Origin of the sequence: Pseudomonas sp. PA-7-1E (assembly GCF_021605325.1) — a bacterium.
Lineage (GTDB): Bacteria > Pseudomonadota > Gammaproteobacteria > Pseudomonadales > Pseudomonadaceae > Aquipseudomonas > Aquipseudomonas fluorescens_BV.
Genome location: NZ_WKFA01000019.1, coordinates 32,976 through 46,615 on the forward strand (window position 1 = coordinate 32,976; position 13,640 = coordinate 46,615).

The 13,640-nt window shown below is 61.5% G+C and carries 11 protein-coding genes; 7 read left to right on the forward strand and 4 right to left on the reverse strand.

From position 1 onward, the window contains the following. Positions 1-2 precede the first annotated feature (2 nt). A complete protein-coding gene (locus GIW79_RS14685) occupies positions 3-905 on the forward strand; it encodes a hydroxymethylglutaryl-CoA lyase (RefSeq protein WP_186527182.1) in 903 nt (300 codons plus the stop codon). Between the two features lie 640 nt (positions 906-1,545). Here the strand turns inward: GIW79_RS14685 and GIW79_RS14690 are convergent. Further along, positions 1,546-3,177, reverse strand: a complete 1,632-nt coding sequence (locus tag GIW79_RS14690) for an AMP-binding protein (protein WP_236454595.1) — start codon at positions 3,175-3,177, stop codon at positions 1,546-1,548. A 150-nt stretch (positions 3,178-3,327) separates the two neighbouring features. Between GIW79_RS14690 and GIW79_RS14695 the strand changes: the two genes are divergently transcribed. The 4 genes from GIW79_RS14695 (at position 3,328) to GIW79_RS14710 (ending at position 9,001) form a co-directional block, all read left to right on the forward strand. Next, positions 3,328-4,491 (forward strand): isovaleryl-CoA dehydrogenase, encoded by a 1,164-nt coding sequence (locus GIW79_RS14695; RefSeq protein WP_236454597.1) that lies wholly within the window; start codon positions 3,328-3,330, stop codon positions 4,489-4,491. Between the two features lie 12 nt (positions 4,492-4,503). Further along, positions 4,504-6,111 (forward strand): carboxyl transferase domain-containing protein, encoded by a 1,608-nt coding sequence (locus GIW79_RS14700; protein ID WP_054897278.1) that lies wholly within the window; start codon positions 4,504-4,506, stop codon positions 6,109-6,111. A gap of 161 nt (positions 6,112-6,272) precedes the next feature. Next, positions 6,273-7,079, forward strand: a complete 807-nt coding sequence (locus GIW79_RS14705; RefSeq protein ID WP_034127920.1) for a gamma-carboxygeranoyl-CoA hydratase — start codon at positions 6,273-6,275, stop codon at positions 7,077-7,079. Next, entirely contained in the window at positions 7,076-9,001 is a 1,926-nt protein-coding gene (locus GIW79_RS14710) for an acetyl/propionyl/methylcrotonyl-CoA carboxylase subunit alpha (protein WP_236454600.1), read from the forward strand. The genes GIW79_RS14705 and GIW79_RS14710 overlap by 4 nt, the downstream gene beginning before the upstream one ends. Here GIW79_RS14710 and GIW79_RS14715 read toward each other — a convergent pair. Further along, the gene (locus GIW79_RS14715; RefSeq protein WP_089042228.1) at positions 8,998-9,633 is read right to left on the reverse strand and encodes a LexA family protein; all 636 of its coding nucleotides are present in this window, start codon (positions 9,631-9,633) and stop codon (positions 8,998-9,000) included. The two genes, GIW79_RS14710 and GIW79_RS14715, sit on opposite strands and share 4 nt — an antisense overlap. Positions 9,634-9,811: 178 nt before the next feature. Between GIW79_RS14715 and GIW79_RS14720 the strand changes: the two genes are divergently transcribed. Then, positions 9,812-10,105 (forward strand): DUF6124 family protein, encoded by a 294-nt coding sequence (locus tag GIW79_RS14720; protein ID WP_034128149.1) that lies wholly within the window; start codon positions 9,812-9,814, stop codon positions 10,103-10,105. Between the two features lie 465 nt (positions 10,106-10,570). Continuing rightward, positions 10,571-11,722: a M14 family metallopeptidase gene (locus tag GIW79_RS14725; RefSeq protein WP_054897275.1), complete on the forward strand. Its 1,152-nt coding sequence runs from the start codon at positions 10,571-10,573 to the stop codon at positions 11,720-11,722. A gap of 157 nt (positions 11,723-11,879) precedes the next feature. Here GIW79_RS14725 and GIW79_RS14730 read toward each other — a convergent pair whose 3' ends face one another. Both GIW79_RS14730 and GIW79_RS14735 read right to left on the reverse strand, forming a co-directional pair. Next, positions 11,880-12,419 carry a cytochrome b gene (locus GIW79_RS14730; RefSeq protein ID WP_236455947.1) on the reverse strand — a complete coding sequence of 180 codons (540 nt, stop codon included), beginning with the start codon at positions 12,417-12,419 and terminating at the stop codon, positions 11,880-11,882. After that, positions 12,416-13,498 (reverse strand): catalase family peroxidase, encoded by a 1,083-nt coding sequence (locus GIW79_RS14735; protein ID WP_236455945.1) that lies wholly within the window; start codon positions 13,496-13,498, stop codon positions 12,416-12,418. Before GIW79_RS14735 ends, GIW79_RS14730 begins: the two co-directional genes overlap by 4 nt. Between the last annotated feature and the right edge of the window lie 142 nt (positions 13,499-13,640).

A 13,640-nucleotide genomic window follows, 5' to 3' on the forward strand; every position in this document is an offset into this window, starting at 1 on the left:
CCATGTCCCTCCCCTCCCACGTACGCCTGGTTGAAGTCGGCCCGCGCGACGGTTTGCAGAACGAAGCCCAGCCCATCAGCGTGGCGGATAAAGTCCGATTGGTAGACGCCTTGAGCGCCGCTGGCTTGAGCTATATCGAAGTCGGTAGTTTTGTCTCGCCCAAATGGGTGCCGCAAATGGCAGGTTCAGCCGAGGTATTTGCGCAGATCCAGCGCAAGCCCGGCGTGACCTATGGCGCACTGGCACCGAACCTGCGCGGGTTCGAGGATGCGCTGGCGGCCGGGGTCAAGGAAGTCGCGGTGTTTGCGGCGGCGTCCGAGGCGTTCTCCCAGCGCAATATCAATTGTTCCATCAGCGAGAGCCTGGAGCGCTTCGCACCGATCATGGCCGCCGCCAAGCAGCACGGCGTCAGCGTGCGCGGCTATGTGTCCTGTGTACTGGGTTGCCCTTATGAAGGCGATATCGCCCCGGAGCAAGTGGCGGCCGTCGCCCACGAGCTGTATGCCATGGGCTGCTATGAAGTGTCCCTGGGCGACACCATCGGTACCGGCACGGCGGGCGCTACCCGGCGCCTGTTCGAAGTGGTCGGCGCCCAAGTGCCACGGGACAAGCTGGCCGGGCATTTCCATGACACCTACGGGCAGGCCATCGCTAACATCTACGCCAGCCTGCTGGAAGGCATCACGGTGTTCGACAGCTCAATCGCAGGCCTGGGCGGCTGCCCCTACGCCAAGGGCGCCAGCGGTAACGTCGCCACCGAGGACGTGCTGTACCTGCTCAACGGCCTGGGTATCGACACGGGCATCGACCTGGAACGCTTGATTGGCGCCGGCCAGCAGATCAGCCAGGTGCTGGGACGGCCTACGGGTTCCCGCGTGGCGAAGGTGCGTAACGCAGGTGAGTAGCACAGCTGTGACAATGTGTTACCGCACACCGGCATAACGGGTAACGCGGGAACAAAATCCGCCGTGCAAACTGAAAGAAAATACTGAAAAAAAACAACTCGTTGATTTTAAAGGCTTTTAAAAAGTTGGCACGCCTTCTGCTATCTCTATGGCATAACAAGAATAAAAAGCGCCAAACCTAATAAAAATAAGACGAAACGACTCTGACATAACAAAAACAACACGGCAGAGACGCAGCTAACAGATTTTTTTGGAGAAGATGTGCTTCCCAGGGTACGGCATGCCGCAACCCGCAACCGGCTAGAGAAAAATAAAACTACCTCAGGTAGCTACCCACTGGTTGGATCGTTTACGAAGAAGCAGGTCAGCGTTCAAAAAAATACGTTTGCTCTTGACCCCGGATGGGGGTCACCCAAAACAGCGGTACGGGCCACGGCTACCAAAAACAACAACAGGCCGCCCCTCAATAATAAGAAAAGAGCACGCAACGACAAATTAAAGGGGACCTTCGGGTCCCCTTTGTGCTTTCGGGGTTTCACTATTTTGGTGGCACAGCAGGTTCGCGGGGTATCAGGTAGATGTGGGCCGGCAGTCAGGCCGCCATCGCAGGCAAGCCAGCTCCCACAGGGGTTTGACGTTGTCAGCGCGCTTGCAGCTCCTGGATGGAAATCTCGCGCATCCGAAATTTCTGGATCTTGCCCGTCACCGTCATCGGAAACTCATCCACGAATTTGAAATGCCTGGGCGTCTTGAAATGGGCGATGCGGTCCTTGCACCAGCTCAACAACTCCAGCTCGTTGGCCACCTGACCGGGATGGAACTTGATCCAGGCAACAATCTCTTCGCCATAACGCTCATCCGGGATGCCAACGATCTGCACGTCCGCCACCGCCGGGTGAGTAAAGAAAAACTCTTCCAGCTCCCGCGGGTAAACGTTCTCCCCCCCACGAATGATCATGTCCTTGTTACGCCCGGCGATGCACACGTAACCCTCCTCATCCATGGTCGCCAGGTCACCGGTGTGCATCCAGCCGGCCTCATCGATGGACTCGCGAGTGCCGTCGGGGTTGTTCCAGTAACCGAGCATCACGCTGTAGCCGCGTGTACACAGTTCACCGATCACGCCCCGGGCCACGGTGTTACCGGCCTCGTCGACAATCTTGGTTTCCAGTTGCGGTTGGGTGCGGCCCACCGTGGTGACACGCCGTTCGATATCGTCATCTGCGCCGGTCTGCAGCGACACCGGGCTGGTTTCAGTCATGCCATAGGCAATCTGCACCTCTGCCATGTGCAGCTCATGGATGACCCGACGCATCACCTCGATCGGGCATGTCGCCCCGGCCATGATCCCGGTGCGCAGGCTGGACACCTCGAACTCGGCCCGGCGTGGGTGATCGAGCAGCGCGATAAACATGGTCGGCACGCCATATAAGCCGGTGGCTTGTTCTTCGGCGACGGCGCTCAGCGTCAGCAACGGGTCGAAGCCGTCATTGGGGTAGATCATGGTGGTGCCGTGGGTGATACAACCGAGGTTGCCCATGACCATGCCGAAGCAGTGGTACAGCGGCACTGGGATCACCAGGCGGTCCCCTGCCGTCAGGCCCAGGCTTTCACCGACCATGTAACCGTTATTGAGGATGTTGTGGTGACTGAGGGTGGCGCCCTTGGGGAAGCCGGTGGTGCCGGAGGTGTACTGGATATTCACAGGTTGATCGAAATGCAGGCTGGCCTGACGGCTTTGCAGTTGCTCGGGCGGCACGCCTGCGCCAAGCGCCGCCAACTGCGACCAGAGCATGAATTCCGGCGGCGGGCTGGGGTCCAGGCTGATGAGGCCGCGCAGCTCGGGTTTCAATGCCTGGAGCATGGCGTGGTAATCGGAGCTTTTGAACGAACCGGCGCATACCAGCCATTGGCAGCCGGATTGTTTGAGCACGTAGTCCAATTCACTGCTGCGATAGGCCGGGTTGATATTGACCAGGATCACCCCGAGCTTGGCGCTCGCCACCTGGCAGATCAGCCACTCGGCACAGTTAGGCGCCCAGATCCCCAGGCGGTCGCCGGTTTGCATGCCCAGGGCGATGAATGCGCGGGCGTGCAGCTCAACTGTCTCGGCCAGCTGCCGCCAGGTGTAGCGCCGCTGCTGGTGGCGCACCACCAAGGCTTCGCTGTCTGGATACTGCGCAACGGTGTGATCGAATGCCTGGCCAATGGTCATGGCCAGCAAGGCCTTGTCCTGGGAGCCACGGCTGTAACTCTGGTTCGGTTGATCCATAACGACCCCTGTTATCTTTTTTGTAGGTTGACGTATACGTAAACTACGATTGACAGCGCCGCAACGCAAGCTTACGTTAACGTAAAGGTGAGCGCCCTCCTCCCGCGCCCTGCCCACACAACAACAAAGCTCACATTAAGGTGCCTGTCCATGAGTTACCCGTCCCTGAACTTCGCCCTCGGCGAGACCATCGACATGCTGCGCGACCAGGTGCAGTCCTTCGTGGCCAAGGAGATCGCACCGCGCGCGGCCCAGATCGACATCGACAACCTGTTCCCCGCCGACCTGTGGCGCAAGTTCGGCGACATGGGCCTGCTGGGCATCACCGTGCCCGAGGAATACGGCGGTGCCGGCCTCGGTTACCTGGCCCATGTGGTGAGCATGGAAGAAATCAGCCGTGGCTCGGCCTCGGTGGCGTTGTCCTACGGGGCGCACTCCAACCTGTGCGTCAACCAGATCAACCGCAACGGCAACCATGAACAAAAACTTAAGTACCTGCCCAAGCTGATCAGCGGCGAGCACATCGGCGCCCTGGCCATGAGCGAGCCGAATGCCGGTTCCGACGTGGTGTCGATGAAACTGCGCGCCGACAAGCGCGGCGACCATTACGTACTCAATGGCAGCAAGACCTGGATCACCAACGGCCCGGACGCCCATACCTATGTGATCTACGCCAAGACCGACCTGGAAAAAGGCCCCCACGGCATCACCGCCTTCATCGTCGAGCGCGACTGGAAAGGCTTCAGCCGCAGCAATAAATTCGACAAGCTGGGCATGCGCGGCTCCAACACCTGCGAGCTGTTTTTCGACGACGTCGAGGTACCCGAAGAAAACATCCTCGGCGTGCTCAATGGCGGCGTGAAAGTGTTGATGAGCGGCCTGGACTACGAGCGCGTGGTGCTCTCCGGTGGCCCTACCGGGATCATGCAGGCATGCATGGACTTGATCGTGCCCTACATCCACGACCGCAAGCAGTTCGGCCAGAGCATCGGCGAATTCCAATTGATCCAAGGCAAGGTTGCCGATATGTACACCCAGCTCAACGCCAGCCGCGCCTACCTCTACGCGGTGGCCCAGGCGTGTGAACGCGGCGAGACCACGCGCAAGGACGCTGCGGGCGTGATCCTCTACAGCGCCGAGCGCGCCACGCAAATGGCCCTGGATGCGATCCAGATTCTGGGCGGCAATGGCTATATCAACGAATTCCCCGCCGGGCGCCTGTTGCGTGACGCCAAGCTCTACGAAATTGGTGCGGGCACCAGTGAGATTCGGCGGATGTTGATCGGTCGCGAACTGTTCAACGAAACCCGCTGAAGGAGCACGCCCATGGCCACCCTGCACACCCAGCTCAACCCGCGCTCGGCGGAATTTTCCGCCAACCGCGCGGCGATGCTTGAACAGGTCGACGCCCTGCACAGCCTGCTCGCCCACGTCCATCAAGGTGGCGGCGCCAAGGCCCAGGAACGCCACACCTCACGCGGCAAACTGTTACCCCGCGAGCGTATCAACCGTCTGCTCGACCCGGGCTCACCGTTTCTCGAGCTGAGCCAACTGGCAGCTCATCAGGTGTATGGCGAAGACGTCCCGGCTGCCGGGGTGATTGCCGGCATCGGCCGGGTGGAAGGCGTCGAATGCATGATCGTGGCCAACGATGCCACGGTCAAAGGCGGCTCCTATTACCCGCTGACCGTCAAAAAGCACCTGCGCGCCCAGACCATCGCAGAGCAGAACCGCCTGCCGTGTATCTACCTGGTGGACTCCGGCGGCGCCAACCTGCCGCGCCAGGACGAGGTGTTCCCCGACCGCGAGCACTTCGGGCGGATCTTCTTCAACCAGGCCAATATGAGCGCCCAGGGCATTCCCCAGATTGCCGTGGTGATGGGCTCGTGCACCGCCGGCGGCGCCTACGTGCCGGCCATGGCCGACGAAGCGATCATGGTGCGCCAGCAAGCCACCATCTTCCTCGCCGGCCCGCCGCTGGTGAAGGCCGCCACCGGTGAAGTGGTGAGCGCCGAAGAGCTGGGTGGCGCCGATGTGCACTGCAAGGTCTCGGGCGTGGCCGACCACTATGCCGACAGCGATGAACACGCCCTGGCGCTGGCCCGGCGCAGCGTGGCCAACCTCAATTGGCGCAAGCAGGGTGAGCTGCTGCAACGCCCGCCGGTGGCGCCGCTGTACAGCAGCGAAGAGTTGTACGGCGTGATCCCTGCGGATGCCAAGCAACCCTTTGATGTGCGCGAAGTCATCGCACGGCTGGTGGACGGCTCGGTGTTCGATGAGTTCAAGGCCCTGTTCGGCACGACCCTGGTGTGCGGCTTTGCGCACTTGCATGGCTACCCGATAGCGATCCTGGCCAACAACGGCATCCTCTTCGCCGAAGCCGCGCAGAAAGGCGCGCACTTTATCGAACTGGCCTGCCAGCGCGGGATTCCACTGCTGTTCCTGCAAAACATCACCGGCTTCATGGTCGGCCAGAAGTACGAAGCCGGCGGCATTGCCAAGCACGGCGCCAAGCTGGTCACCGCCGTGGCGTGCGCCAAGGTGCCGAAATTCACCGTGATCATCGGTGGCAGCTTTGGTGCGGGTAACTATGGGATGTGTGGCCGCGCCTACGACCCGCGCTTTTTGTGGATGTGGCCCAACGCACGCATTGGCGTGATGGGTGCCGAACAAGCCGCCGGGGTGTTGGTGCAGGTCAAGCGCGAACAGGCTGAGCGCGCCGGCAACGGTTTCAGTGCCGAGGAGGAAGCCGCGATCAAGCAGCCGATCCTCGACCAGTATGAAACCCAGGGCCATCCCTACTACTCCAGCGCGCGCTTGTGGGATGACGGCGTGATCGACCCGCTGCAGACCCGTGACGTGCTGGCCCTGGCCTTGTCCGCCGCACTGAACGCCCCCATCGAGCCGAGCCGCTTCGGCGTGTTCCGCATGTAACCTGTAGGAGCGCGCCTGTTGTGGCGAGGTAGCTTGCTCCCGCTGACTGCGCAGCAGTCCCGGCTTTTTTGGGGGCGCTGCGCACCCCAGCGCAAGCAAACTTGCTCGCCACAACAAGCTCGCTCCTACAGGAGGCCTCTCATTATCATGGAGCTCCTTGCATGAGCGACTTCAACACCCTCGAACTGATCACCGACCGCCGTGGCTTTGCCACGCTGTGGCTCAGCCGCGAAGCCAAGAACAACGCGTTCAACGCCGAGATGATCCGCGAATTGATCCTGGCTCTTGACCGCGTACAAGGCGACCCGTCCCTGCGCTTCCTGGTACTGCGCGGGCGTGGCAAGCACTTCAGCGCCGGTGCCGACCTGGCCTGGATGCAGCAATCGGCCGAGCTGGACTACCACACCAACCTGGACGACGCCCGGGAACTGGCAGAGCTGATGTACAACCTGTCCAAACTGAAAATCCCCACGCTGGCGGTGGTGCAAGGTGCGGCCTACGGGGGCGCGCTGGGCCTGATCAGTTGCTGTGACATGGCCATCGGTGCCGACGACGCGCAGTTCTGCCTGTCGGAAGTGCGTATCGGCCTGGCGCCGGCGGTGATCAGCCCGTTCGTGGTGCAGGCCATCGGCGAACGCGCTGCCCGTCGTTATGCACTCACAGCCGAGCGGTTCGGCGGCCAACGCGCACGGGAGATCGGCTTGCTGGCGGAAAGTTATCCTGCCGAGAGCCTGGATCAACAGGTGGACCAGTGGGTCACCAACCTGCTGCAAAACAGCCCGGCGGCCATGCGTGCCAGTAAGGATTTGCTGCGCGAAGTGGGCAACGGTGCCCTCACCCCCGCGCTGCGCCGCTATTGCGAAAACGCCATTGCGCGCATCCGGGTGAGCGCCGAGGGCCAGGAAGGTTTGCGTGCATTTCTGCAAAAACGTGCGCCAAGTTGGCAAACCCAGGAGCCGCGTTCATGAGCACACTCAACACCGTTCTGGTGGCCAACCGTGGCGAAATCGCCTGCCGGGTCATGCGTACCGCCAAGGCCATGGGGTTGACCACCGTGGCTGTGCACAGCGCCATCGACCGCGATGCCCGCCATAGCCGTGAAGCCGATATCCGCGTCGACCTGGGCGGCAGCAAGGCCACCGATAGTTACCTGCAAATCGACAAGCTGATTGCCGCCGCCCACGCCAGCGGCGCCCAGGCGATTCACCCCGGCTACGGCTTCCTCTCGGAAAACGCCGGCTTCGCCCGGGCCATCGAGGCGGCAGGCTTGATCTTCCTCGGCCCGCCCGCCTCGGCAATCGACGCCATGGGCAGCAAATCCGCGGCCAAGGCCTTGATGGAAACGGCTGGCGTACCCCTTGTGCCGGGTTATCACGGCGAGGCCCAGGACCTGGAGACCTTCCGCGCCGCCTGTGAGCGTATCGGCTACCCGGTGCTGCTCAAGGCCACGGCGGGTGGCGGTGGCAAGGGCATGAAAGTGGTCGAGGACGTCAGCCAACTGGCCGAAGCCCTGGCTTCCGCCCAGCGTGAGGCGCTGTCGTCGTTCGGCAACGGGCAGATGCTGGTGGAGAAATACCTGCTCAAGCCGCGGCATGTCGAGATCCAAGTGTTTGCCGACCAGCAGGGTCATTGCTTGTACCTCAATGAACGCGACTGCTCGATCCAGCGTCGTCATCAAAAGGTCGTGGAAGAAGCCCCGGCACCCGGCTTGAGTGTCGAGCAGCGCCGGGCCATGGGCGAAGCGGCCGTGCGCGCTGCCCAGGCCATCGGGTATGTCGGCGCAGGTACGGTGGAGTTTTTGCTGGATGCCCGTGGCGAGTTTTTCTTCATGGAGATGAACACGCGGCTGCAGGTGGAGCATCCGGTGACCGAAGCGATTACCGGCCTCGACCTGGTGGCCTGGCAGATCCGGGTTGCCCAGGGCGAGGCGCTGCCGATCACGCAAGAGCAGGTCGCGTTGAACGGTCATGCAATTGAAGTGCGGCTGTATGCCGAAGACCCGGCCAATGACTTTCTGCCGGCCACCGGGCACCTGGCGCTGTACCGCGAGTCCAGCCCGGGCCCTGGACGCCGGGTGGATAGCGGCGTCGAGCAAGGCGACAGCGTGTCGCCCTTCTACGACCCGATGCTCGGCAAGTTGATTGCCTGGGGTGAAGACCGCGAACAGGCGCGCCTGCGCCTATTAAGCATGCTGGATGAGTTTGCGGTCGGCGGGCTCAAGACCAACCTGGGCTTTTTGCGGCGCATCATCGGGCACCCTGCGTTTGCCGCGGCCGAGTTGGATACCGGGTTTATCCCGCGCTATCAGGGTGAGCTGTTGCCGACGCCGGGGGCATTGAGCGATGAGTTCTGGCAGGCGGCGGGCTCGGCGTTTATGCAGAGCTTGCCGGCGGGTGACGGGCCTTGGGCAAGTCACCAGGGCTTTCGCGCGGGCCTGCCTGCCGAGGTGTCGCTGCACCTGAGCTGCAATGGGCAGGATCGGTTGGTGACACTGACCGGGCAACCGTCTCAGTTATGCGGCGAACAGTTGCTGACTGAACATCAGGGCGTGCGCCGTGCTCATCTGGCGGTGCGCAGTGAAGGCAGCCTGTACCTGCGTTGGGACGGCGAGATGCATGCCGTCAGCCTGTTCGACCCGATTGCGGCGGTCGAGGCCAATCAATCCCATCAGGGCGGCCTCACCGCCCCCATGAACGGCAGCATCGTGCGGGTGCTCGTGGAGGTGGGCCAAACCGTTGAGGCTGGTACTCAACTGGTGGTGCTCGAAGCCATGAAGATGGAACACAGCATCCGTGCGCCCCACGCCGGGGTAGTCAAGGCGCTGTTCTGCCAGGAAGGTGAAATGGTAGCCGAAGGCAGCGCGCTGGTGGAGCTGGAAACGGCCGACTAGAACTTCGCCGTGGCTTGCACCACCACACCCAGGAGGCGGCAGCCGTCGCTGAGCAGCACCTTGGGGTAAGTGGGGTTGAGCGGCACCAGGTAGTGCTGGCCGCTTTCTTCCTGCAATTGGCGAAAGGTGGCCTGGGGGTTACCGGCCCATTGGGCCACCACCAGCCTGCCGGGCTCGGGTGCGATGGCCGGGTCAACCAGGATCATCATGCCAGCCGCAATGCTCATGCCCGTGGGGGCGGTCATGGCGTCTCCCGTCACCGGCAACCAGAATGCCTCGCCTCGGGCGTGGTAATCGGTCAATTCGTAGCGCTCGGCTCTATAAGGCGCACGCTCCTCACGCAGCTCGCAGGCCTGCTTCCAGTCGCTGACCGGGTAGCGGAAATACGGATTGTAGTGGGGGTCCAGTTCCGGCACTTGCGCGGCCCGTTCACGAATCTCCAGCGCCACCTCCAAATACCCCAACCCCAGTTCGGCGAGCACACGGTTCATGTCCGCCAGGCTCGGCACACGGCGTTTATTGAGCCAATGGCCGACGCCGCCCTGGGACATGCCCAGGCGCCGCGCCAGTTCATCCTGCGTGACCTTGCGGTCTTTCATGTTGGCCTTGACCAACGCTATCCAGTTATCCATGGCGCATCACAATACGGCGCCCGTTTTTGCGGGCAATAAACAGTTTGTAGTAATCCATAAAACGACAGGAATACGATACGTACTATCATCAAGCCCAAGGATTTCGACACCCACCGGAGTATTGCCGCTTATGACGACCCGCACGCACCCAACGCCCGAACTGACTGAAGTAAACGACATGTGCAACAGTGGCGCGGCCCAGCGCGCACTGGACTACTACTTGAAAGAAAATCGGTCGACGCCGGATTCGGACGGGGCCATGTTCGCGATCAAACCCGAAGTCAGCCAGGAGGAGGCCCTGATACACGCCTCGGACCTGTTGCGCAGTGCAGCGGCAACCGCCTACGAGTCGGCGTGCAGCCATCAGGGCAACCAGCGCGACCTGGCGTTTTCGGTGGTGTATTTGATCGATATGGCGAAGGCGATGGTGGAGCGGTCGTTGCAAGCGCCAAAAGCGGCGGCAAACGCTTAGCAGGTATGAAAGAAAAATATTTCTATCCCACGGATAAAAACATTTGACTTGCAAATGATAATGATTATTATTGGGCTCAGCTGATCGCGAGATCAGTCGATAGACCAAGAGACCTTAGGTCGGACTCTTGGAATATCTCCTCATCAGGCTAATCACGGTTTTTGACCCGGCTCTTTGGCCGGGTCTTTTTTTTGCCAGTTTTCCTGGCATGGCTTCAGGCTAATGAAGACTGTGTGTTGCTCGATGGCGCGCATGGTAGCAAAAGACTATCGCCCAAAGAAAGTCGTCCGAGTGCTCTAGCGCGTATCTCTGCGAATTAGCGCTTGAGAATCAATCTCATAGACTCTAAGCTGCGGCGGCGTCACGGATGACGCCCCCTCCCCCTGCAACAATTTTTGCATCCAGGTTTTACCGAACGCCTGTGTAAGATGGCCGCCATATCACTCATATTCAGGCAACCAGACTATGACCGTGGCCTTGACCTCCATCAAGATCAGCACCGACTTCGACAGCGGCAACATTCAGGTCCTGGATGCCAGCGACGCTTATCAGTTGTTGCTGGCAATCAAACCCGACACCCGCAGCGATCACTACCAATGGTTCCACTTCAAGGCCGAAGGCATGCACGTGGGGCACACCCATACCTTTCGCTTGAGCAACGCAGGGCGCTCGTCCTACAAGCATGCCTGGAGCGGCTACAACGCCGTGGCGTCCTACGACCATATCAACTGGTTCCGGGTACCGACGCGCTTTGATGGCGAGATCCTGCACATCAACCTCCAGACCCGGGAAAAGCACGCCTGGTTTGCCTACTTCGAGCCCTATAGCCGTGAACGCCACGACTGGCTGATCGAGCAAGCCCTGAAGTACGCCGGGGTCACCCTGCTGGCCACCGGCAAGAGCGCTGAAGGCCGCGATATTCAACTGCTGCGCCGAGGCAAAGGAATCGAGGGCCGGCGTAAGGTGTGGATCATCGCCCAGCAGCACCCCGGGGAACACATGGCCGAATGGTTTATGGAGGGCGTGATTGAGCGCCTGCAAAAGGACGGCGACGACGAACTGAAAAAACTACTGGCCGTCGCCGATCTGTACCTGGTACCAAACATGAACCCGGATGGCGCCTTCCACGGCCACCTGCGCACCAACGCCATGGGCCAGGACCTGAACCGCGCCTGGCAAAGCGCCAGCCAGGAACTCAGCCCCGAGGTCCTGTTCGTCCAGCAACAGATGGAAAAGTACGGCGTGGATATGTTCCTCGACATCCACGGCGATGAAGAAATCCCCTACGTGTTCACCGCCGGCTGCGAAGGCAACCCTGGCTACACCCCGCGTATCGAAGCCCTGGAAAAACACTTCCGCAGCCATTTGAGCCACCTGACACGAGACTTCCAGACCACCCACGGCTACACCCGCGACCTGCCCGGCCAAGCCAACATGACCCTGGCCTGCAACGCGGTAGGAGAAAAATACGACTGCCTGTCCCTGACCCTGGAAATGCCCTTCAAGGACAACGACGACGCGCCCAACCTGCGAACTGGCTGGTCAGGCGATCGTTCAAAACAGTTGGGCAAGGACGTGTTGAGCAGCGTCGCTGATATCGTCGGGCGTTTGCGCTAACCCCCGAGGCGAGCTCTTTGTGGCGAGCGAGCTTGCTCGCGCTGGGCCGCATAGCGGCCCCATGAAAATCACTGCCGGATCACCTGACACACCGAGCAGGCTGTTTTGGGGCTGCTTCGCAGCCCAGCGCGAGCAAGCTCGCTCGCCACAAGAGCGGTCAATCCTTGCTGCCGGTCATGCTTTGCAAGACACCATCGCGGCGGATCAAACCGTGGAACAACGCGGCCGCCAGATGCACCAGCACGGTGAGAAACAGCAGATAGGCCAGGTAGCCGTGAGCCTTGCGCAACAGCGCGAACAACGGCGCATTCGCCCCCACCAGCGCGGGCAGTTGCAGGTTACTGCTGAGCATCACCGGGTCGCCAGCCGCTGAAATCATCGCCCAACCCAGCAGCGGCAACACCAGCATCAACGCGTACAACAGCACATGGGAAGCCTTGGCTGCGAGCCTTTGCCACACCGGTAAATCCGCTGGCAACGGCGGTTGGCGCGTCGAGAAACGCACCGCCAGGCGCACGATCACCAGCGCCAGAATCGCAATGCCCAGCGGCTTGTGCAGGTGGATCAGCCACTCATGGCGCTCCGACACCGACGCCGCCAGACCCGCGCCGATAAACAGCATGGCGATGATCATAAACGCCATCAGCCAGTGCAGCACGCGCGCCAGGGGCGCAAAGAACCGTGGTTGAGCATTCATGGCTTCGACTCCTGAGGGGCGCTGTGCAACGGGCTGACTTCACCGGCGCGGCGCAGGTACGAACTGGCATACGCGGCCGAACGGGCGGCCAGCAAGGGGTCGTTGGAGGCTTGGATACCACTGGGCAGAATCAGCGGGTCAAAGTTGATATCGCGGCAATCACCATCTGCCTGGGGCTGGCTGCTTTGCAGCACCAACGTGCCGGCGTTGAGGACCTTGTGCGCGCCGGTCCAGGTCTTGCTTGCGTCGTCCAGCGGGTCGCCGGGGTTGGCCAGGGTCATGTTCAACTGCCAACGCAATGGCCCGGCGGCCAGGCGTCGCACCAAGTCCTGCTCGAGGAAGTCACTGCCAGCAGGTGCGGTATCACCCGCCGCGTCCTGGCTCTGGGGCACCACCTCCCAACGCACGGCCTGGCGCGTACCATCGGCAGCCACCAGGTAAAACGCGTTGATGCCGTTATAGGTTTCAGTCGCATAACTGGCCGATGGCTTGGCGGTCTTGACCCAGGCCAGGAATGGCGCTGTCTCGGGGTGTGCGGCAAAAAACGCCGGCATGCTTGACGGGTTCGGCTTGCCGGTGGCCGGATCTGGCGCGCCGGCCTTGAGCAACTGGTAAAACGCCTCGGGCGTGCCCACTGGGAACACCGGCATGCTGTTCATCCCCGTCCGCCATTGCTGGCCGTTGGCCTGGCTGAACTGCACGGCGAAACTGCGAATCGGCACACTGCTGTCCGGCGCGTAGGGGTTGCCGCTGGGCAAGGCAAAGCGGCCGATGATCGGAGTCTTGACCTCGCTGAACACCTGGGCGTTGGAATAGGCACGGGCCTCGGTACTGCTCTCGAAATAACCCGCCACGCATACGCCCTTGGCATGGTTACGGCGAAAGCCCGGATGCACGCCGTTATTGGTTTCCAGGGCATTGACCAAGGTTTTTGGCCGCAGGCGTTGTGGGTCGAGCGTGCCATTGACGTAGGCAAATGCCCCGGCAACAACCGCAACCACGGCACCGATGCCGGCAAGTCGTGCGATCAGGCTCGCAGTGCTCAATGGAGGACGGGGGGGTGATGAGTGATCTACCATGCAGGAACTCCAGGGCCAGAGGCCTCAGGCTGAAACATAAGGTCGGAGCATTAAGACGAACGCCGATTGGCTCTATTCCCAGGCCCTGGATTTATTTTGCGGGACGGGGAATAACCTTCAACGCCGGACGTCTCTCTAGTCC